Origin of the sequence: Candidatus Viadribacter manganicus (assembly GCF_001679665.1) — a bacterium.
Lineage (GTDB): Bacteria > Pseudomonadota > Alphaproteobacteria > Caulobacterales > Aquidulcibacteraceae > Vitreimonas > Vitreimonas manganica.
In genome coordinates, this window is sequence record NZ_CP013244.1 from 2,671,222 (window position 1) to 2,690,228 (window position 19,007).

20 protein-coding genes are annotated in these 19,007 nt (G+C 61.7%); 10 read left to right on the top strand and 10 right to left on the bottom strand.

The window, feature by feature from the left end; all coding sequences use genetic code 11:
- Positions 1-50: 50 nt before the first annotated feature.
- Entirely contained in the window at positions 51-1,268 is a 1,218-nt protein-coding gene (locus tag ATE48_RS13645; protein WP_066772392.1) for a type III PLP-dependent enzyme, read from the bottom strand.
- A 495-nt stretch (positions 1,269-1,763) separates the two neighbouring features.
- Between ATE48_RS13645 and ATE48_RS13650 the strand changes: the two genes are divergently transcribed.
- The 4 genes from ATE48_RS13650 to pstA all read left to right on the top strand — a co-directional run bounded on the left by ATE48_RS13650 (position 1,764) and on the right by pstA (position 6,461).
- Positions 1,764-3,017 (top strand): OprO/OprP family phosphate-selective porin, encoded by a 1,254-nt coding sequence (locus ATE48_RS13650; RefSeq protein WP_066772396.1) that lies wholly within the window; start codon positions 1,764-1,766, stop codon positions 3,015-3,017.
- A 76-nt stretch (positions 3,018-3,093) separates the two neighbouring features.
- Positions 3,094-4,116, top strand: coding sequence for a PstS family phosphate ABC transporter substrate-binding protein (locus ATE48_RS13655; RefSeq protein ID WP_066772398.1), 1,023 nt, complete (start codon positions 3,094-3,096; stop codon positions 4,114-4,116).
- Between the two features lie 237 nt (positions 4,117-4,353).
- Entirely contained in the window at positions 4,354-5,265 is a 912-nt protein-coding gene (gene pstC / locus ATE48_RS13660; RefSeq protein ID WP_066772400.1) for a phosphate ABC transporter permease subunit PstC, read from the top strand.
- Entirely contained in the window at positions 5,265-6,461 is a 1,197-nt protein-coding gene (gene pstA, locus ATE48_RS20075; protein WP_066772402.1) for a phosphate ABC transporter permease PstA, read from the top strand. The genes pstC and pstA overlap by 1 nt, the downstream gene beginning before the upstream one ends.
- A gap of 35 nt (positions 6,462-6,496) precedes the next feature.
- Here the strand turns inward: pstA and ATE48_RS13670 are convergent, their stop codons facing one another.
- Positions 6,497-7,624 carry a glycosyltransferase family 4 protein gene (locus ATE48_RS13670; RefSeq protein WP_066775103.1) on the bottom strand — a complete coding sequence of 376 codons (1,128 nt, stop codon included), beginning with the start codon at positions 7,622-7,624 and terminating at the stop codon, positions 6,497-6,499.
- Positions 7,625-7,785: 161 nt separating this feature from the next.
- Here ATE48_RS13670 and ATE48_RS13675 point away from each other — a divergent pair, with 161 nt between their 5' ends.
- Entirely contained in the window at positions 7,786-10,818 is a 3,033-nt protein-coding gene (locus tag ATE48_RS13675) for an L-glutamate gamma-semialdehyde dehydrogenase (RefSeq protein ID WP_228126627.1), read from the top strand.
- Positions 10,819-10,820: 2 nt separating this feature from the next.
- Here ATE48_RS13675 and ATE48_RS13680 read toward each other — a convergent pair whose 3' ends face one another.
- Positions 10,821-11,279 carry a PaaI family thioesterase gene (locus tag ATE48_RS13680; protein ID WP_066772404.1) on the bottom strand — a complete coding sequence of 153 codons (459 nt, stop codon included), beginning with the start codon at positions 11,277-11,279 and terminating at the stop codon, positions 10,821-10,823.
- Between the two features lie 45 nt (positions 11,280-11,324).
- Here ATE48_RS13680 and ATE48_RS13685 point away from each other — a divergent pair, with 45 nt between their 5' ends.
- Positions 11,325-11,810, top strand: coding sequence for a hypothetical protein (locus ATE48_RS13685; RefSeq protein WP_066772406.1), 486 nt, complete (start codon positions 11,325-11,327; stop codon positions 11,808-11,810).
- Here the strand turns inward: ATE48_RS13685 and ATE48_RS20080 are convergent.
- Complete coding sequence (locus ATE48_RS20080) at positions 11,807-12,121, bottom strand: hypothetical protein (RefSeq protein ID WP_066772408.1); 315 nt, start codon at positions 12,119-12,121, stop codon at positions 11,807-11,809. The genes ATE48_RS13685 and ATE48_RS20080 overlap by 4 nt on opposite strands.
- 52 nt (positions 12,122-12,173) lie before the next feature.
- Here ATE48_RS20080 and ATE48_RS13695 point away from each other — a divergent pair, with 52 nt between their 5' ends.
- Positions 12,174-13,337: a serine hydrolase domain-containing protein gene (locus tag ATE48_RS13695; RefSeq protein WP_228126628.1), complete on the top strand. Its 1,164-nt coding sequence runs from the start codon at positions 12,174-12,176 to the stop codon at positions 13,335-13,337.
- Positions 13,338-13,348: 11 nt separating this feature from the next.
- Positions 13,349-13,633, top strand: a complete 285-nt coding sequence (locus ATE48_RS13700; RefSeq protein ID WP_066772412.1) for a hypothetical protein — start codon at positions 13,349-13,351, stop codon at positions 13,631-13,633.
- A 3-nt stretch (positions 13,634-13,636) separates the two neighbouring features.
- Here ATE48_RS13700 and ATE48_RS13705 read toward each other — a convergent pair whose 3' ends face one another.
- The 3 genes from ATE48_RS13705 to gluQRS all read right to left on the bottom strand — a co-directional run bounded on the left by ATE48_RS13705 (position 13,637) and on the right by gluQRS (position 15,440).
- Complete coding sequence (locus tag ATE48_RS13705; RefSeq protein ID WP_066772413.1) at positions 13,637-13,993, bottom strand: hypothetical protein; 357 nt, start codon at positions 13,991-13,993, stop codon at positions 13,637-13,639.
- Between the two features lie 113 nt (positions 13,994-14,106).
- A complete protein-coding gene (locus tag ATE48_RS13710) occupies positions 14,107-14,610 on the bottom strand; it encodes a GNAT family N-acetyltransferase (protein WP_066772414.1) in 504 nt (167 codons plus the stop codon).
- The gene (gluQRS, locus tag ATE48_RS13715; RefSeq protein WP_066772416.1) at positions 14,610-15,440 is read right to left on the bottom strand and encodes a tRNA glutamyl-Q(34) synthetase GluQRS; all 831 of its coding nucleotides are present in this window, start codon (positions 15,438-15,440) and stop codon (positions 14,610-14,612) included. The genes ATE48_RS13710 and gluQRS overlap by 1 nt, the downstream gene beginning before the upstream one ends.
- A 49-nt stretch (positions 15,441-15,489) precedes the next feature.
- Here gluQRS and ATE48_RS13720 point away from each other — a divergent pair, with 49 nt between their 5' ends.
- Positions 15,490-16,167, top strand: a complete 678-nt coding sequence (locus ATE48_RS13720; protein ID WP_066772418.1) for an alpha/beta hydrolase — start codon at positions 15,490-15,492, stop codon at positions 16,165-16,167.
- 177 nt (positions 16,168-16,344) lie between these two features.
- Positions 16,345-16,905, top strand: a complete 561-nt coding sequence (locus ATE48_RS13725; RefSeq protein WP_066772420.1) for an HNH endonuclease — start codon at positions 16,345-16,347, stop codon at positions 16,903-16,905.
- Here the strand turns inward: ATE48_RS13725 and ATE48_RS13730 are convergent.
- The 3 genes from ATE48_RS13730 to ATE48_RS13735 all read right to left on the bottom strand — a co-directional run bounded on the left by ATE48_RS13730 (position 16,902) and on the right by ATE48_RS13735 (position 18,992).
- Positions 16,902-18,278 carry a S41 family peptidase gene (locus ATE48_RS13730; RefSeq protein WP_066772422.1) on the bottom strand — a complete coding sequence of 459 codons (1,377 nt, stop codon included), beginning with the start codon at positions 18,276-18,278 and terminating at the stop codon, positions 16,902-16,904. The two genes, ATE48_RS13725 and ATE48_RS13730, sit on opposite strands and share 4 nt — an antisense overlap.
- Before the next feature lie 118 nt (positions 18,279-18,396).
- Entirely contained in the window at positions 18,397-18,555 is a 159-nt protein-coding gene (locus ATE48_RS19460) for a Flp family type IVb pilin (protein ID WP_083197352.1), read from the bottom strand.
- A complete protein-coding gene (locus tag ATE48_RS13735; protein ID WP_066772424.1) occupies positions 18,552-18,992 on the bottom strand; it encodes a (deoxy)nucleoside triphosphate pyrophosphohydrolase in 441 nt (146 codons plus the stop codon). Before ATE48_RS13735 ends, ATE48_RS19460 begins: the two co-directional genes overlap by 4 nt.
- Positions 18,993-19,007 lie beyond the last annotated feature (15 nt).

Below are 19,007 nucleotides of genomic sequence, written 5' to 3' on the forward strand. Positions count from 1 at the left end.
GGGACCCGCGTCGCCCGCGAGCCCCGTTCGAACTCAGATTGAAGTGCGCCTTAGATTTGCTTCGGCTTCTTCGTGTTGACGCGCTTGCGCTTCGCCATCGCGACGACAGGCGCCGACGCGTGGCCGTACATGCTCGGCCACGGCGCGTCCTTAGATTCGATCGTCACCGTCTCGCCGAAGCCGTTGAAGCGCGTGCCCATCGCAGTGCCGTAAGCGCCAAGCGAGCCGATTTCGATGAGATCGCCTTCTTGGATGTCGGCCGGCAGCATGAACGGGCCAGCGGCGGCGTCCATTGAATCGCAGGTCGGACCATAGAGGCGGAATGGCGCGAGCTTAGCGCGCGAGGGTTGCTTGCGCAGCAGCTTTGCTGGGAACGCCCAGTTGAGGTGCGTTGCATCAAACAGCGTGCCGAAGGCGCCATCATTCAGATAGAGCGCATCGCCCTTGCGGAGTTCGACGCGCGTTACGGTCGAGCCAGCTTCGGCGACAAGCGCGCGGCCCGGTTCGGCCCAGAGCTTTGCGTTCTGAGCGACGAACATGTCTTCAAAGCCGGTCTTGATCGCGTTGACGTATTCGATCATCGGCGGGGGCGTCATGCCCGGATAGACCGCCGGAAAGCCGCCGCCGACATCGACGATGTCGACCAGCACGCCGGCTTCAACGATGGCGCGGTTGACCATGTCCATGGCCGAGCGGAACGCTTCGGTCCTCATGCACTGGCTGCCAACGTGGAACGAGACGCCGAGCATCTCTTCGCTCACCTGACGCGTCTTGCGCAGCAGCGCCGGCGCTTCTTCGGCGGTGACGCCGAACTTGCGCGCGAGCGGATAGGCGGCGCCATCGCCTGAAACGGCAAAGCGCACCACCAAAGTCAGATCCTTGGCAAAGCCGGTTTCGGTCAGAATCTTGTTGAGCTCGTCCTCGCTATCGAGAGCGAAGGTTTTGACGCCGAAATCGTGAAAGGCGCGGCCGATGGCGCGGCGCGATTTCACTGGGTGCATGAAGGCGATCTGCGCGCCCGGAAATTTCTTGGCGATCAGCGCAGCTTCGTTGTCGGAAGCGACGTCAAAACTCTTGATGCCGTTGGCCCAAAGCGCATCGAGCACCCACTCAGACGGGTTCGCCTTAACGGCGTAGAACGTCTCGCCCGGAAAGTTTTCGCGAAACCAGGTCGCAGCCGCGGCAACGCGGTGCGGGCGGGCAATAGCCACGGGACCCTCCGGCGCTTCGCGCGCGGTCAGGTCAAGAGGCGAGAGGACAGAGTCCATCCGGCAGCTCCCTAAACAATAACCGCTTTCGTGCGGTTCAGTTCATTCCCAGGCCGGCGTTAGTCGGACATGCTTTAATGTCAGGTCCGCCCTTGGGAGCTTGCGCCGGAGGATCGCCTAGGAAGCATCCTGCTTCCCGTTTGCTTGCGATCCCCCAGGTGGCCTGGGCCGAGGGGGCGTTAGTGGACGCTGTTTCCAGGTCCGCCGGTAACGAGGCGCAATATGGTGATCGTTCCCCAATGTAAAGAGCCATTGTTGGTTAATTTCCCTTGCGAGGTCAGAACGATGTGTCGCGTCAGCTCAGTCATCCAATCTCGCAACTGAGGTGTTCTGGGCACGTCACAAAACTGAAGCGGAACTGTCGCGCAGCCTTCGCCGATCCGTCGCGCAGGCGTCATCGCACCTCACTAACCCCCGGCTCGCCCAATGGAGCGAGCGGTCACTCAAGTCGCCCGCCGCCAAATGTGGGGCTCGATCTGACCAGGGGGTCTTAAGATGAAGAATGTTCTTTCCAAAGCTGCACTCGCGGCGTTGGCGGCAGCGGGCGGCATGGCCGCCACCGCAAGCGTAGCGCACGCCCAATCGACGCCGACGATTCAGCCGATGAGCGGCGCGCCAGAAATTCGTGACGGCCAACAGCGCTTCAAGGTGCGCGGCCGTTTCCAGTACGACGTCTACAGCAGCGACTGGGATGTGCTCGACGAAGATGCGCAGCGCTCTTACGTCCGCCGCGCTTTCATCGGCGCCCAGGGCCGTCTGACGGACAATTGGCGCTATAAGGTCGACTTCGTCCTGAACCCGGGCGCCAGCGTCGATGACGCCGCCACCGGTGACAACGCCATCGCAGTCGACGACGCCTATCTCGAATATGCCGGCGACTTCTATTCGCTGGTCATCGGCGAAAACAACATGACCTCGCCGCTCGAAGATCGCACCTCGTCGCTCGACATCCCGTTCATCGAACGCTCCAGCATCATCAACGCTTACGGCTACGGCCGCGCCGCCGGCGTTGCGTTCCTGATGACCGGCGCCAACTGGATGGGCGCTGTCGGCGTCTATGGCGACTCGCTCAACAACTCGGACAGCAACCTCGCGCAGGACGAGCAAGCTTCGATCAGCGGCCGTTTCACATGGGCGCCGATTTTCGAATCTTCCCCGGAAGGCGTGACGCTGCTTCACCTCGGCGTTTCGGCCCGCCAGCGTTACAATGGCGACGACGGTCTCTTCCGCTATCGCACGCGTCCGCTGAACGGTCGCGGCACCCGCTGGATCGAATCCTCTTCGGCCAACGCGCTTCAGTCGGACACCTCGTACGGCTTTGAAGTCGCCGGCCAATGGAATGCCTTTGGCTTCACGGCTGAATACATCACCATCGGCGGCGAAACGCCTGCCGGCGTCGAAATCGACTCGGACGGTTATTACGTCGACTTCAACTGGTCGCTCACTGGTGAGCCCCGTTCGTATCGTGGCAACCAAGGCTCGTTTGGCCCGGTTGCTCCGGCTCGCCCGATGGGCAGCGGCGGCATCGGCCACTGGGACGTCAGCGCTCGCTACGACTTCATCGATCTCAGCGACGTCGACGCCGGCGGTTCGCGCGGTGAGCAAGCTGCTTACGCGCTCGGCCTCAACTGGGTGCCGGTCGACCACGTCCGCTTCATGCTGAACTACGCGCAGACTGACATGGATCGCACCGTAGGCACGGACGAAGAAGCGACCGTCATCACGCTCCGCTCGCAATTCGACTTTTAACCCCGCGACTGGCGGAGGCCCGGCGAGCCGCCGGGCCTCCGCTGCTTTCTCGAGGGACAGGTTTTTGGAGGACTACATGAACACCCAATTCTTCAAGGCGCTGGGCAAGGTAGCGGTTGCGTCCGCTGTTGTGCTTGCGTTTGTTTCGGGCCCGGCATCCGCGCAACAAGCCGGCGCGCCGTTCACGATCCAAATCGACGGCTCGTCGACTGTTTTCCCAATCTCGGAGGCGGTTGCCGAAGCCTTCCAACAAACGACGCAAGGCCGGGTCCGCGTTGCGGTTGGCGAATCTGGTTCGTCGGCGGGTCTGCGTAAGTTCTGCCGCGGTGAAATTCACATCGCCGACTCGTCACGCCCGATCCGTTCGAGCGAAATGGCGACCTGCGCCGCCGCCGGCATCCAGTACGTGGAAATCCCGGTCGCGTTCGACGGCGTCACGGTCGTCGTTCACCCGTCAAACCCGATCCGCTCGCTGACGGTGGCTCAACTGCGTCAGATCTGGTCGACCGGTTCGCGTGTCAACAACTTCAACGCTGTCGGCGGCCCGAACCTGGCCATGCAACTTTACGGTCCGGGCTCAGCTTCGGGCACGTTCGAGTACTTCACCGAAGCCGTGAACGGCACGGCGCGTTCGTCGCGCACGGACTACACGCCGTCGGAAGACGATAACGTGCTCGTCCAAGGCGTCGCCAACAATCCGGGCGGCATGGCCTATTTCGGCCTCGCTTACTACGAAGAGAACCAAAACCGCCTGCACGCTGTCGCCATCGACAACGGCAACGGTCCGGTTGCGCCGAGCCAGGCGACGGTCCGCAACGGCACCTACGCGCCGCTCTCGCGTCCGATCTTCATCTATGTGAACGCCGCCGCTCTGCGCCGTCCGCAAGTCCAGCAATTCGTGCAGTACTACATCAATAACGCCGCCACGATTTCCGAGCGCGTTGGATATGTGGCTCTGCCGCAAGCTGCCTACGCCACCTACCTTGAGCGCGCTCAGCGCCGCCAAATCGGCACCGCCTTCGGTGGCCGCGCCGCTATCGGCGCCAGCATCGAGGATGTCGTCGCCCGCCGTCTGGTTCTGACGCCGGTCAACGACTAACAGATCCGGTTACGGAGGAGGGCGGAGGGGGAACCTTCCGCCCTTTTTTCTTGGCCTTAGGTCCTGGTTTTTGGGGCTTGGGTTCCCGGGCTCCGGTTCTGCATGCGACTTCTGCGCCCCCGCCGGGCGCGGCGAAGTCAAACTGTCACAAAACCTAATTATGGCTTGGGTCGTTGGGGCTACTTGAGTCTTTGAAGACGCATCGCGCGCCCTAGCGGGTTCGCCTGGGAGTGGGTCGTGGAACGGGACTTCACAAAAAAGAAGACACGCTGGCTTGAGGGGGCCGTGGAGGGGCTGTTGTTCGCCGCTGCCGCCGCCGCGATCGCGATCGTCCTTGGCATCGTCTACGTCGTTGTTTCCGAATCTTCGAAATTCTTCGGCCAGGTGTCGGTCATCGAGTTCCTGACCTCGACCACTTGGACGCCGCTCTTCGACAATCCCCAATACGGCATCGCTCCGCTGCTGACCGGTACGTTCATGTCGACGCTGGTTGCGCTCTCGGTGGCCGTGCCGCTGGGTCTGCTGGTTGCGATCTATCTTTCCGAATTTGCTGGCTCTCGCACGCGCGAGACGATCAAGCCGACATTGGAGCTGCTCGCCGCCGTGCCGACTGTCGTTTATGGCTACTTTGCGCTCCTGTTCGTGACGCCGCTGCTTCAGGGCCTGTTGCGTCCGCTGGGCATTGAGCTCCCAAGCTTCAATCTTCTGTCAGCCGGCATCGTCATGGGGCTGATGATCATCCCTTACATTGCGTCGCTCTCGGAAGACGCGATGCGCGCGGTTCCGCGTTCGATGCGCGAGGGGTCTTACGCCATGGGGGCCACGCGCCTCGAAACGGCGTTCCGCGTCGTCGTGCCCGCCGCCGTCTCCGGCGTCGTCGGCGCGGTTATCCTTGGGATGTCGCGCGCTATCGGCGAGACGATGATCGTCATGGTCGCAGGCGGGACGCAGCCGCAAATGGTGACGACGCCGACGCAAGGCGGCGCCACCGTCACCGCCTTCATCGCGCAAGTCGCACTCGGCGATCTGCCGTTCGGCACGCTTGAGTACAATTCGATCTTCGCTGCGGGTCTGGCGCTTTTGGTGTTGACGCTGATGTTCAACTTCGTGGCCTTCTGGCTGCAGCGCCGCTACCGGGAGGCGTACTAATGACCGCGACAGACGTTCAGCCGATGCGCGATATCACCGCACATCCAGCGGGCCTGGCCACGCGCAAGTTCAAGGATGCTGCCTTCATCATCTGGGGCATCGTCGCGACGATCATTGGCCTTGGCACGTTGATCACGCTGGTTGGTGATCTCTTCCACGATGGCGGCCACCGCCTGACGATGGCGTTCTTTTCAAGCTTCCCGTCCTCAGAACCCGCTCAAGCCGGCATTCTTTCAGCCTGGGTTGGTTCGCTGCTGGTGATCTTAACGACCGCGCTGTTCGCAATTCCGATCGGTATTCTGGCCGGTATCTATCTTGAAGAGTATGCGCCAAAGAATGCGGTCACGAGCGCCATCGAAATCGCCGTCAACAATCTCGCCGGCGTCCCGTCGATCCTGTTTGGTTTGATGGCGGTTGGCATTTTCGTTCAGTTCCTCGGCAATCCGGATCGTTGGTTTGCGTTCCTGCCTGAAGCTATTCGCGAAGGCGGCGCGCATCTGTTCGGTCAATCGATCTTGACTGCGGGGATCACGCTTTCATTGCTGATCTTGCCTGTTGTCATCGTCGCCACGCGCGAGGCGGTGCGCGGCGTGCCGCAGGAAATCCGCCATGCCGCGCTCGCGGTCGGCGCCACCAAATGGCAATCGACGCAGCACCATGTGCTGCCGTACGCGCTGCCGGGCGTCGTTACCGGCGTCATCATCGGCGTCTCACGCGCACTCGGCGAAACAGCGCCGCTTATTATGATTGGCGGCCTGACTTTCGTTGCGTTCCTTCCAATTTCACGCCCCGGTGATGCAGCGTTCGAAACCATCGGCGTGCTCGATGAGTACGGCGCTGCCGTCGATCCGAACGCAACCGAGACCGTGCACATCGCCCATGACGGCGTCGTCGTGTTGCCGGATTTCACCGAGCAGGCGGTGCAAGCGGGGCAAACCATCGAACTCCCGCACGGAGCGACGATCCAATCGGTCGCGACCTGGGGGGATGCGATCGCAAGCTGGTCTCCCAACCATTGGCTTGGCCAGGAATTCACGGTGATGCCGATCCAGATGTTCAACTGGACGTCTCGCCCGCAGGCTGAGTTCCTCGAACTTGCGGCTGCCGCGGGCATCGTGTTGCTGGCGATCACGCTCTTAATGAACGGCACTGCGATCTGGCTGCGTTATCGTCTGCGCAAATCGATCAAGTGGTGATGTCCGTGGCGTCGTTCGGGACGCGCCTTGTGCTTTCACTGAGTCTTGGTGCGCTCGGCCGCTTTCTTTTCACGAGCAATGCGGCGGCGCTCTTTGGCGCGCTTACGTAGATCGCCAAGCTTGTGCCAGAAACGGCGGCCGCGTTCCTTAGGGAGTGGTTCAAGATTGCGGCGGAAGTCCTCCGCGCAGGCGCGCCAGGAATATCTTTCCGCCAGCGCCCGGGCGTCTTCGCGCTTCAGCTTCAAGGCTTCAAGGCACGCCTTTTGGAGATCGTCGTCGACAATGCCAGCGCCAGTGCCGGGCAGAATATCTTGTGGTCCAGGCGCGACGAAGCCCGCTACCGGCGTCCCGCACGCGGCAGCTTCCAGGATCACAAGTCCGAACGTGTCGGTGAAGCTCGGGAAAACGAAGACATCGGCATCCGCATAATGGCGAGCGAGCTCTTCGCCGAACTTCGGGCCGGTAAATACCGCTGAGGGATACTTGGCCTTCAACTCGTCAAGAGCCGGGCCGCCGCCGACAATGACTTTCGATCCGGGCAGGTCGAGCTTCAAAAACGCTTCGATGTTTTTCTCGACCGCAACACGGCCGACATAAGCGAAAATCGGGCGCGGCAGATCGGCAGGATAAATGCCGCCATCGATGCCACGTAGGCGCGGATGGAATTGTTCGATGTCGACGCCGCGACTCCAGATCGCGGTATTGCGGAAGCCCTGCAGCTGCAATTGCTTCTGCATCGTTGGCGTCGCCACCATCACGCGGCCTGACTTGTCGTGGAACGCATGCATGTAGCGATAGCCGGCCCAGAGCGGAATCCAGTTGAAACGCGCGGTAACATATTCCGGAAACTGCGTATGGTAGCTCGTCGTGAACGGAAACTTGTGCTTGAGGCAGATTGCCCGCGCGTCCCAGCCGAGCGTGCCCTCAGTGGCGATGTGCACCGCGTCCGGCGCAAACGCTAAGAAGCGATCCTCAACGTCATCGCGTGCGCCGAGCGCCAGGCGGATCTCAGAATAGGTGATCAGCGGCACGGTGTTCGGGTAATCGGCTGGCGAGACAACTTCGACTTCGCAGCCCATCGCCATCAACTCGCGATTGGTGCTCGATAGCGTCCGGACGACGCCGTTGACCTGCGGCTCCCAGGCGTCCGTGACCAGCAGGATCTTCTGGGCGAGAGGCGGGTGATCGGTCGCGCCGGATGGGTGCGCATCCTCGGCGGGCGGCGTTTGGGCGTCTGTGCTCACGCGGCGGGTTCTGACGCGAGGGCGGCTGCGGCGCAAGGGGGCGCGGCCGATGGCTTGCCCTTAGGGCCAGACACGCGCAAATGACGGCCATGCAAGCAGCCCCGACACCGCACCCTGCCGCCGCAATCGATTGGGACGCGCTCGACGCGCAAAAATATCAGGACGAGGACGCCGCCGTAGCCGCGCTACTGGCCGATCCGCCTCTCGATTCCGCCGCCCGCGCCAGTGTGAATGCCGAAGCGCGCGCTTTGGTCGTGGGCGCTCGGGGCCTGAAGCGGCGCAAGGGTGTCATGGAGAGCTTCCTCGAAGAATTCGGGCTCTCCAACGCCGAGGGGCTGGCGTTGATGTGCTTGGCCGAAGCACTATTGCGGGTGCCGGACGCGGAAACCGCTGACAAGTTGATCGCCGAGAAGATTTCGACGGGTCAATGGGCCGAGCATCTTGGCAAATCCGACCATTGGCTCGTCAACGCCGGCACGTTCGGGCTGATGCTCACCGGTCGCGTTGTGAATTTGCCGGAAGAGCTGAAGGGCGAAGCGAGCGAAGTGGTTGGCAAACTTGTTAAGCGCATGGGCGAACCCGTGGTGCGCGCGGGCGCGATGCAGGCGATGCGGATCTTGGGCGAGCAGTTCGTGCTCGGCCGCAACATCCAGGAGGGTCTTAAACGCGGCGCCAGCATGGTCCGCCAAGGGCTTGCCACGCGCTATTCGTTCGACATGCTCGGCGAGGGTGCGCGAACCAACGCGGACGCAGAGCGCTATCTCGTCAGCTACGCCAATGCCATCGACGTGGTCGGGGAGGCGGCGGGCGGCATGGGTCCGCACGCGTCAAACGGCGTTTCGGTAAAACTTTCGGCGCTGCACCCGCGTTATGAAGCGCGGCTGGAGGAGCACGTTTTTGCCGAACTTTACCCGCGCGTTCTGCAACTGGCGGAGGCTGCGAAGAAGTGGAACATCGGCCTTTCGCTTGACGCTGAAGAAGCTGATCGTCTCGTGCTTTCGCTGAAGCTGTTCGAGAAGTTGGCGCTTGAGCCTTCGCTGAAGGACTGGGAAGGGCTCGGCGTCGTCATCCAGGCCTATCAGAAGCGCACGCGCGCGGTCATCCAGCGCTTGATCTCACTCTCGCGCCGCCGGGGTTCACCGATCCAAGTGCGTCTGGTGAAGGGCGCCTACTGGGACGGAGAAGTGAAGCGCGCGCAAGTGATGGGCCGCCCGGATTTTCCGGTGTGGACCACCAAAGCCGCGACCGACGTGCACTACATGGCCTGCGCGCGCGATCTCTTCCGCGCCGGTGATGCGGTCTTCCCGCAATTTGCCACCCACAACGCTCACACCGTCGCCGCCGTTCGCCGCATGGCCGCGAGCGCTGGGCGGGATAAGTTCGAATTCCAGCGTCTACACGGCATGGGAGAGGCGCTTTACCTCGCCGTCGATCCGCCGCCGCAGGTGCGCGTCTATGCGCCTATCGGCGGACACGAAGATCTCCTGCCGTATCTGGTTCGCCGTCTCTTGGAGAATGGCGCCAATACCAGCTTTGTGCATTCGTTCCTGGACGATGACGTTTCGCCTGATGTCGTCGCCGCCGATCCGATCGCCACGCTCGAAGCCAATCCGCATCGCCACCGCCGTTTGGCGCCACCGCCGCAATTGTTCGGCGCAAGCCGTCGCAACTCTTCAGGCCCGGACATTTCTATCGCTGCCGAGCGCAAAGCGTTGGGGGAAGCAAGAGCGCCTGCAATGGAGAAGGTAAGCGTTGCTGATCCTGCCGAAGCGATCGCAACCGCGCATAAGGCGTTCGATGCCTGGAATGGCCGCGGCGGCGCGGCGCGCGCCGCAATCATCCGCGCGATGGGTGATATTCTTCAGAAAAACGAGACTGCTCTCATCGCGCTTACCGCGAAAGAGGCCGGCCGCAACCTGCAGGATTCGATCGACGAAGTGCGTGAGGCGGTCGACTTCTGCCGCTTCTATGCTGCTGAAGCGGAGCGCCTGTTTTCTGGTCCGCGTGCGCTGCCGTCGCCGGCAGGTGAGACCGATCATCTGGAACTACATGGGCGCGGCGTGTTCGTTTGCATCAGTCCGTGGAATTTCCCTTTGGCGATCTTCACCGGCCAGCTCGCGGCGGCTCTCGCTGCCGGCAATACGGTTGTCGCAAAGCCCGCCGAGCAAACGCCTCTGATCGCAGAAATCGCGGTGAAGCTTTTTTATGAGGCTGGTCTGCCGCGTGAGGTTCTCCAATTGGTCCAAGGCGCCGGCGATGTCGGCGGCAGGCTCGTTGCAGATTCGCGCATTTCCGGCGTTGCTTTCACCGGCTCCACCGAAGTCGCGCGGCTTATCAATCGCACGCTCGCCGCTAAAGACGGTCCAATCGTGCCGCTCATCGCCGAGACGGGTGGTTTAAACGGCATGTTCGTTGATACGACGGCGCTGAAGGAGCAGGTTGTTGATGACGTCTGCATCTCGGCGTTCAATTCCGCCGGCCAACGCTGCTCAAGCTTGCGTCTCTTGTTCCTGCCGCATGACACCGCCGATGGCGTCATCGAGACGCTTATGGGCGCGATGGATTGTTTGAACATCGGTGATCCCGCCGATCCGCGCACCGACATCGGACCCATCATTGATGCCGAGGCCAAAGCCAACCTCGACAAGCATATGGAGCGGATGCGCAGCGAGGCGCGCGTGCTGAAACAACTCGATGTGTCCAAGCTCGGCGGCAATTTCTTTGGCCCGGCCGTCATTGAGCTTGCGAGCCTTGATCAGATCAGCCGTGAAGTGTTCGGCCCGATCTTGCACATCATTCGCTATGACCCCGCCGATGTTGCGAAGGTTGGCGCGGAACTTGCCTCAAAAGGGTACGGGCTGACGCTTGGCGTGCACTCGCGTCTTGAAAGCTTCATGCAAGAAGTGATCGCGGCGGCGCCTGCCGGCAATGTCTACGTCAATCGCACTATCGTTGGCGCGGTTGTCGGCGTGCAGCCGTTCGGTGGCTCGGGCCTTTCTGGCACCGGCCCGAAAGCCGGTGGTCCGAACTATTTGCCGCGTTTTGCCGAAGAACGCGCCATCAGCAACAACATCGCGGCTCAAGGCGGCGATCCTCAGCTTCTGAACCTCTAAGCTCAGAACGCAAACTCAAGCACGGCGTGCGCGACAAGCGCGCCTGTGCCGGCGAATGTAATCTTTGCTTCGGCATAGGCGCTGGTTTTGCCGAAGCGCAGCACCTCGGCCGTCACGATGAAGTCGTCGCCCTTCGCGGGTCGCAAGAAGTGTGTGTGCTGATAGCTGGTGCCACGTGTGGCGCGATCTCCGGTAGCCATTGCGAGCGCCGTAATCGTGTCGATCGCCGCCATGATGGCTTGTCCGCAGATCGCGCCGGCGGAAAATTTCAGCGCATCCGCTTCCGGAAGCCGTGCCGAAACGCGATGGCCTTCAACATTAAAATCGCAAAGCGCGAGCTGTTTTACCCACGGCGCGAAGATCAGGTCATACGCCGGTAAAACCGTTTCTTGCGTGACCGGAAATAGTTCTCTGCCAGTGCTCATCTGCAGAATAGGGCACGCTTTGTCGGCAAGGTCCATCGTGACGCCTTGCCCTAAACCCGGATGGCGACGTAAATTTCCATCATGCCATCCGACAACGTCACGCCGTTTCGCCGTCCCAAGCCGGTGCGCCCACAACAGCAGGGTGGTCTCGGCTTTAAGACGCATCGCGGCAAAGCCGTGCTCGTGCACCTGCTGACGATCGCGACTTATACGTGTGCGTTCTTATTCCCGTTTCCGGCGCCGCCTGGCGCGCCGCTCGTGCTTGTGATTGCCTCTTGCGTATCGCTCGCGCTCGCTTTTGCTGTGATCGCCTTGGCGACCCCCAACCGCTATGGCGCCATGCCCTGGGCGACGACGCACCACGAGCTTGCAATCCGCACTTTAATTATCGGCTTTGTGCTTTGGACGCTTGCCAGCGCGTTGACCTACATCAGCCCTGCGCTGATGGTGGTCGCCTTCTGGGGCCACGTCATCATCATGATTTGGGCGATCCTGCGCGCCATTATCGGCCTTGTGCTTGGCGTGATGCGCAAAGCCATTCCCAATCCGCGTGGCTGGTTCGTCTAATTGACGATCCGGCAGCCGAACTCTTCTTCGTAGATCGCGTTTGAGCTGATTGCGCCGAACAATACGCTGGCGCGAACGGTGTCGCCCTCTTGTGCGACTGTGATGTTCTCTCGCGCCTCTTCTGGAAAATCAGCGATGCAAGAATCGAGCGTACGGCCGCTGACATGAAGGCAAGAGCAGGTTTGTTTGGCGGCGTATCCGGTTGCGATGCTGGCGTATTCGACTTGCCCGCGTGAGGCCCAGGCGCCTGCGCCGATCGCCATCGCGGCAACTGCCAGCACGCCAATCCAAATCCAGCGTTTGCGTGACACCGCCGCCTCCCCGTATGCTCATTCAAGCATAGCGAAGGCGAGGGGTGACGTCATGCTGCGAGTAGTGTTCGTGGCCGCAATATTGGCTTTCGCTGCGTCAGCGCAGGCCCAGACGTTGCCTCCGTTGCCTCCGCAGCCAGCGGGCGTCGCTTGGCCGGGCGCCGACTGGGAAGCGGCGCAGCTCCCCGCTGATGTCGATCGCGCCGCGTATGATCTTGCCGTCACAGAAGCGTTCGCAGGCGTTCACCCACAAATGGGCGAGACGCGCGCCGTCGTCATCGTGCAAGGTGGACGCCTCGTCTTTGAGCGCTACGGCGATGGCTATACGCGCGACACAAGGCTGAATTCCTGGTCGGTCGGGAAATCGATCACGCATGCGCTTGTCGGCGCCGCTGTGCTTCAGGGGCGGCTCAGCATTGATGCGCCGATGGGCAATCCAGCGTGGCGAGCAGGGGATCGGCGCGCATCGATCACCTGGCGCCAATGGATGCAAATGGTCGACGGCCTCGACTACAATGAGAACGCCGCCAATGTCGCTGAAGCCGGCAATGCGCGCATGCTGTTCGGCGAAGGGCGCCGGGATGTTGTGGGTTGGGCCGCTTCGCGCCCATTGATCCACGATCCCGGCACACATTGGAATTATTCCTCGGCCGGCACAATGTTGACGGCCGATGCGCTGACCCGCGTCGTCGTCCCCCAGCCAAGCGATGCAAACGATCGTCGCGCCCGTATGCGCGCCTGGATGAACAGCTCTCTGTTTGATCGGATCGGCATGCATCCGGTCGTCGAGTTCGATCCGCAGGGCGCGTTTTATGGAAGCTCACTCTATTGGGCGAGCGCGCGGGACTATGCCCGTTTCGGTTATCTTTATCTTCGCGACGGCGTTTGGAACGGCGAGCGTATCCTGCCGGAAGGCTGGGTAGAATTTGCGCGCACGCCTGGGCCTGATGCCGAGACCGACATTTACGGCGCACAATGGTGGCTGACGCCATCGAGCGGAAGGGGACGTCCCTCGCGTTCGCTGATCATAGATCCCGACCTCACCGACGCCTTTTCAGCTCAGGGCCATGAGGGGCAAATCATCGTCGTTGTGCCATCTAAGGATCTTGTGCTGGTTCGGCTTGGTCGCTTTGACGGCGGCGCCGAAGCGTGGGATGCGCTGGGCGATTGGGCAGGGCGCTTGATCGGTGCGTTCGGCGACCGCCCGCAGAGCTGAAGGAGACGCCAATGTCCGATGAAGGTCGCGAAGTGAAGCTCCAAGCTGCAAAGCTGCTAAAAGACGCCGGCTTCAAATATTTGGCCGCTGAACTTGAGTTCGGCTCGCTCTCAGGCTTGGCCAAGGACGAGCCTTTCTTCTTGCTCTGTGGTCGTGACCGCTTGGCGCCGACGGCGATCAAGACATGGATCGAGGCTGCCCGTCTTTCGAACGTGCCCGATCATAAGCTCGAACGCGCCCATGAGACGATCGAGGCGATCGAAGGTTGGCCGGGTGACCGGCACTATCCTGATTAGGCCCTAAGCCGTATTCATCGCCGCATGAACGCGGTCGAGATCCAGGTAGAGGACAGAGCGCATATCTTGGTTGCGGCCCCGCAGGGCGGCCGCGGCGAACGTTGAAAGCTCATGGGCGGCGTCATGCTCGCCTTGAGCGTCCGCTAGGCTGGCAACGGCATAAGCCCGATCAGAAAGCGTTGCGGCGGCGGGACCGCGCGCATCCAAAATGCGCATGCGAAGCTGGCGCAGCGCCGTGCTTAACGGCGGCGGATGACCGGCGCAATTGTAGCGACGGCGCTCGCGCACGCGAAGCCCGCCGAGCTTTCGCCGGCGGTCAGGTCCAAAATAGCTGTCGTTATCTACCCACAACATCTTCATTCACATCGCCGCGTTCCGCGGTCGTCGCTCTTACGTCGTAGGATCGTAGCGTAACAATGCTTAGAGAAGCGTATTCGCGCCTGCAAAAAATCATCGTGGTGAAGATGCATTAGCTATGCGCGCCGCCATTCCTCATCCAGACCGCGCGTTTCGATGTGCTTGAAACCAAGCGATCTCGCTAACGCCTTGGAAGCCATGTTGCGAATGTCGATGCTCGCTTCGAACGATGCGGCGCCTCGATCTTGGAGGTGATCTAGCATCGCGGCCACGGCCTCGCACGCATAGCCACGGCGCCATATGCGCGGGTTGAAGAGATAGCCTATTTCGACGCGATGACCCGGCCGCACCGTCGCTTCTATAGTCCCGATGCCAGCGCCGCCATCGCGCAACCACACCGTCCAATTCAGCCATTGTTCGAGCCGATCAGGCGCTGTCTCGTGCATCACCCGCAAAAATCTCAACTCCACATCCGCCGCGGTCGCTGGCGCGCTGCGTGGAATGAATTCGTACATTGCAGGATCGCTCAGCGCCTCGAACATGGCGGGTGCGTCTTCACTGCGCGTGCGTCGCAGCTCTAGCCGCCTTGTAAGCAGCGGTTCGCGCGACACCGTCAGCATCAAAGCCCAACCATCGCGCGTATATCGGCAGGTGTTTTGCCCGCTTCACGGAGCGCCTTCAATGTCGCGGCAGAATCGCGCTTGGCAAGACGTTTGCCGTCTTCGCCAAGGATGAGCCGGTGGTGGCGATAAATCGGCTGTGGCAGCTTGAGCAACTTTTGCAGCAACACGTGTAGGTGCGCTGCCTCGCGCAAGTCTTCGCCTCGAATGACATGTGTGACGCCTTGCAACGCGTCATCCCAAACCGAAGCGAGATGATAGCTTGTGCCAAAGTCCTTGCGCGCGAGCACGACATCACCGTGCTTTTCCGGTTCGGCGCGCACCAATTGTGTCTCGTCTTCAAAGACGAGCGTGAAGTACGCCGGACCAAGCGCCGCGCGAGCCTTCTTCAGTGAGAGGCGCCAAGCAAACGCCTCGCCGGCTTCGAGCTTGGCGTTTTCCTCTTCAGGTGGCAGCGCCTCGCCGCGAAACGCTTCTTCGGCCTCGCCGTGCGGCGCCGATGCAATGGCCTCGGCGATTTCTTTGCGCGTGCGGAAGCAGCGGTACACAAGTTGGCGCTCGACCAGCGTTTTCAGCGCCGCTTCGTACTCGCTCATGTGCTGGGATTGGCGGCGCACCGGCCTTTCCCACTCAATGCCAAGCCAACCGAGATCTTCAAAGATTGACGCTTCGAACGCGGGGCGGGAGCGGCCTTGATCGATATCCTCGATGCGCAGAACGAAACGTCCGCCCGTGGCCCGCGCAGCGTCAAACGCCGTCAGCGCGGAAAACGCGTGCCCCAGATGCAGATGGCCCGTAGGTGAGGGCGCAAAGCGTGTGACGAAACTCATAACCCGCGAAGGCTACCGCTCGGGCCGCTGAGCCGCTACCTAGCCCGTGATGACAGTCTTCCTCGATGGCCCCCGTATGCCGCCCAAGCGCGGTGGAAAACCGGACTCCCTGGTCATTTTCCTTCACGGCTATGGATCGAACGGCGCCGACCTCATTTCGCTTGCGCCATATTGGGCGGATCAATTGCCTGGAACGGCGTTCGTGTCGCCGAACGCGATCGAGCCTGTGCCGATGGCCCCCGGTGGCTATCAGTGGTTTCCGATTTCGAGCCTTGATCCGCATCTGATGGAGCATGGCGTCAAGAGCGCCGCGCAATCGGTTGATCGGTTCATCGATCGCGAGTTGGAACGCTACGGCTTAACGCCGGATCGATTGGCGCTGGTTGGCTTCAGCCAAGGCACGATGATGGCGCTGCATGTCGGCTTGCGCCGCGAAAAGCAGATCGCGGGCATCATCGGGTTTTCAGGCGTGCTCGTCGGCGCCCAGAGTTTGAAGGCGCAAATGCGCTCCAAGCCGCCGGTATTGCTGATCCATGGTGACCGCGATCCGACCATACCTATTCCTGCGCTCTTCGATTCGGCGGAGGCATTGTCGGCCGCCGACCACGGCGCGCAGTGGCACATTTCATACGGCGTACCACATTCGATCGGTCCGGACGGGCTGGAGCTCGGTGGCGAATTTCTCGCCATGTACTTGAAAACAAAGGGGCTGCTCAGCGGCGCCTGAGGTTTTTGGGCCACGTGGCCGCAGTGTCACGAACCTGTCGCCGCAAATCAGCTAAAGCTGGTTCACATCGGGTGCGACCGATGTGCTATAGTGCGGGACAAGAAGGAGAGACGTCTTCAGTCCATCTCGGATCATCCGCCCCCAACTGATTGAGCGGCTGCATTGGAGCAGCCGCCCATGAACGTTTCCAGCGCCCCTCTAGCGGGTTTCCCGGCGCTGGTTCTCAACGCCGATTTCCGCCCGCTGTCCTATTATCCGTTGTCACTTTGGCCCTGGCAGGAAGCGGTCAAGGCCGTGTTCCTTGAGCGCGTCGATGTGGTCGCGCATTATGATCAGGTTGTGCACTCGCCCTCATTCGAGATGAAGCTGCCGAGCGTCATCTCCTTGCGCGATTATGTGCATCAGGATCGCCCGCCGGCTTTCACGCGCTTCAACGTCTTCCTGCGCGACAGCTTTGCTTGTCAGTATTGCGGAAGCCCAGACGACCTCACGTTCGATCACGTCGTCCCGCGCTCAAAAGGCGGGCGTACGACTTGGGAGAATATCGTCACCGCCTGTGCGCCCTGCAATCTCAGGAAGGGCGGCAAATACGTGCACCATTCCGGCATGCGGCCTTATCGGCGGCCACGGCGGCCGACGATGCATGAGTTGCAACATGTCGGTCGCCGCTTTCCGCCGCATCACTTGCATGAAAGCTGGATGGACTACCTCTATTGGGATGTCGAACTCGACGCTTAACTGTCGAGCGACATGCGCAACGTCATCCGCTCGCTGCCGCGCAGTACATCCAAAGTTAGCGCAGACGCGCGCATCGCTGCTGAGAATTGATCCGCGGACAGCGAAGAGACTGGCGCTCCATTGATGCTGACGATGCGGTCGCCTGCTTGCAGCCCGCTGCGCGCGGCCGGAAAGCCCGGTGCAATCTCCATCACCTCAAGCGAGGAGGCCCCAACCTGCATCGCCGTTCCAATGCCATAGCGCCGTGTTGGCGAGGCCGCGCCATCGACGCGCACCGTATCGCGTGGTGCACGGATTTGCGCGAGCGCCTGCGTCATTGCGTTTGGCGCCACGTTCAATTCGCGCAAGGCTTCGTTCAGCGCTTCTTGCGGTGCGACCGCCCGATCTGGCGCGACGCCGACAGATTCCCAGCCTTGGCCTGTGCGCTCGATGTAGGAGCGGCCGATTGGCAAGAAGACTTGGAAAACGCCATTTCCAAATGCCTCTTCGCCACCGTAATTGCCCGCGCCTCGCGTGGTCGCGCCAATCAGGGTAGCGCGACCGGTTTCTTTCAAAGCCAGCGAAAGGTGTTCGCAGGCCGATGCGGTTTCATCGGTTAGCACGAATACGCGAGCATCCGCGAGTGAGCTGACGGGTGAGGTGGGTTGCGCCCAATGTTGCCAGCGGCGCACGTTGCGCGGTGCGCTCTGAACTTCGTGCATGGTGCTTGCGCCGGCGTAGAAATCTTCAAGGCCGCCATCGGCGCCGCGGCGCGTATCCATGGTCATGAGCTGCCTCGGTTGCGAATAGAGACGCGAGAGCAGCACATCCATCACCCCTAGCGTGCCGCCGCGGCACGTGCGCAGATCGAGCACTAACGCATTAGCCTCGGCGTACTGATCGAGAATCTGCCCCATGCGCGCTTTCGATGCGTCATCGCCCGGGATTATGTTGATCCGCAAATAAGCCACGCCATCGGCAAGCCATTGCGCTTCACCGAACGCGTCATCTCCTGGCGGCGCACGCAAAACGCGGCGTCCCGTCTCGGATCCACCGTTCAACGTTACGCGCAGATGCGCATCGCGATGGATCGAGTTGAGTTCGCCGGTGAGCTGCGCCGCGAGTTGCTGGGGGTCGGAAGCGCCATCATAGGCGCCGGCTTGGGCGCGGCTGCGAAGGTGCTCAGCATATTGGTTCGCCGCGTCCGGGAAGACGTAACGCTGCTGCAGGATGCTGGCGAGTTCTTCGACGGCGCCGCGGATAGCGTCAGGCGTGAGCGCAGCGCGCGTCTCAGCCATGGCTTGAGACATAGTCTGAGCGGGCGCTGGGCTACCCGCTGTCGCCGCCACCACAATCGCGGCTGCCGCGGCGGCTAGTGATTGCACGAGATTCATCAGTGATCCCCCGAAGGGCCCCGGCGCGGGGCGTTTCGTGGGCGGCGTTATGGGCGCGCTTTTTTGCGCCTGTTCGTCGGCGCTGAAACAATGTTGAAATGTTGGCTAGCCGGTAGCCTTAGCCGCCGAGGCCGGCTGCTGCGTCATCGAAAATGCCGGTTAGCGAGTCGCCGACAGCGCCCACGGCGGTAATGATCACGAGGCCGATCAACGAGGCGATAAGAGCGTATTCGATCGCGGTCGCGCCGCGTTCGTCACGAAGAAAGCGGGTGATCATGCGGCGGTCCGTTCGATAAGGCGGTTGACGAGAACGACGTCGGCCGGCGGCATCTCGTGCGCGCGCAGCTCTGCCGGTTGAACCCACTTTGCGGCCTGCGCGGAATTTGGGTCGAGTTTCATCACGCCGCCAAACTTGGTGACGACGTAGAGTGGCATCAGCAGATGGAAATCCGGATACGCGTGCGAAGCAAACGCGAACGGATCCAGAGCATCGGGCTCTACGTGCAAATCCAGTTCCTCCTTCAACTCCCGAACGAGCGCATGCTCGGGCGCTTCGCCCAACTCGACCTTGCCGCCGGGAAATTCCCAGAGACCGCCAAGCTGCTTGTGCGCAGGCCGCTGTGTGATGAGCACGCGACCCGATGAATCCACCAAAGCGGCGGCTGCAACCAGCAGCAGACGTCGCGTCGAAGGAGCACTATCGCTGGTTTGCATGAAAATCCGGTGAGG

Excerpts from the sequence above, each read along its gene's own strand:
- ATE48_RS13645 (WP_066772392.1), bottom strand. The coding sequence starts at position 1,268 with ATGGACTCTGTCCTCTCGCCTCTTGACCTGACCGCGCGCGAAGCGCCG.
- ATE48_RS13650 (WP_066772396.1), top strand. The coding sequence starts at position 1,764 with ATGAAGAATGTTCTTTCCAAAGCTGCACTCGCGGCGTTGGCGGCAGCG.
- ATE48_RS13655 (WP_066772398.1), top strand. The coding sequence starts at position 3,094 with ATGAACACCCAATTCTTCAAGGCGCTGGGCAAGGTAGCGGTTGCGTCC.
- pstA (WP_066772402.1), top strand. The coding sequence starts at position 5,265 with ATGACCGCGACAGACGTTCAGCCGATGCGCGATATCACCGCACATCCA.
- ATE48_RS13675 (WP_228126627.1), top strand. The coding sequence starts at position 7,786 with ATGACGGCCATGCAAGCAGCCCCGACACCGCACCCTGCCGCCGCAATC.
- ATE48_RS13680 (WP_066772404.1), bottom strand. The coding sequence starts at position 11,279 with ATGGACCTTGCCGACAAAGCGTGCCCTATTCTGCAGATGAGCACTGGC.
- ATE48_RS13685 (WP_066772406.1), top strand. The coding sequence starts at position 11,325 with ATGCCATCCGACAACGTCACGCCGTTTCGCCGTCCCAAGCCGGTGCGC.
- ATE48_RS13695 (WP_228126628.1), top strand. The coding sequence starts at position 12,174 with ATGCTGCGAGTAGTGTTCGTGGCCGCAATATTGGCTTTCGCTGCGTCA.
- ATE48_RS13700 (WP_066772412.1), top strand. The coding sequence starts at position 13,349 with ATGTCCGATGAAGGTCGCGAAGTGAAGCTCCAAGCTGCAAAGCTGCTA.
- ATE48_RS13705 (WP_066772413.1), bottom strand. The coding sequence starts at position 13,993 with ATGAAGATGTTGTGGGTAGATAACGACAGCTATTTTGGACCTGACCGC.
- ATE48_RS13710 (WP_066772414.1), bottom strand. The coding sequence starts at position 14,610 with ATGCTGACGGTGTCGCGCGAACCGCTGCTTACAAGGCGGCTAGAGCTG.
- gluQRS (WP_066772416.1), bottom strand. The coding sequence starts at position 15,440 with ATGAGTTTCGTCACACGCTTTGCGCCCTCACCTACGGGCCATCTGCAT.
- ATE48_RS13720 (WP_066772418.1), top strand. The coding sequence starts at position 15,490 with ATGACAGTCTTCCTCGATGGCCCCCGTATGCCGCCCAAGCGCGGTGGA.
- ATE48_RS13725 (WP_066772420.1), top strand. The coding sequence starts at position 16,345 with ATGAACGTTTCCAGCGCCCCTCTAGCGGGTTTCCCGGCGCTGGTTCTC.
- ATE48_RS13730 (WP_066772422.1), bottom strand. The coding sequence starts at position 18,278 with ATGAATCTCGTGCAATCACTAGCCGCCGCGGCAGCCGCGATTGTGGTG.
- ATE48_RS19460 (WP_083197352.1), bottom strand. The coding sequence starts at position 18,555 with ATGATCACCCGCTTTCTTCGTGACGAACGCGGCGCGACCGCGATCGAA.
- ATE48_RS13735 (WP_066772424.1), bottom strand. The coding sequence starts at position 18,992 with ATGCAAACCAGCGATAGTGCTCCTTCGACGCGACGTCTGCTGCTGGTT.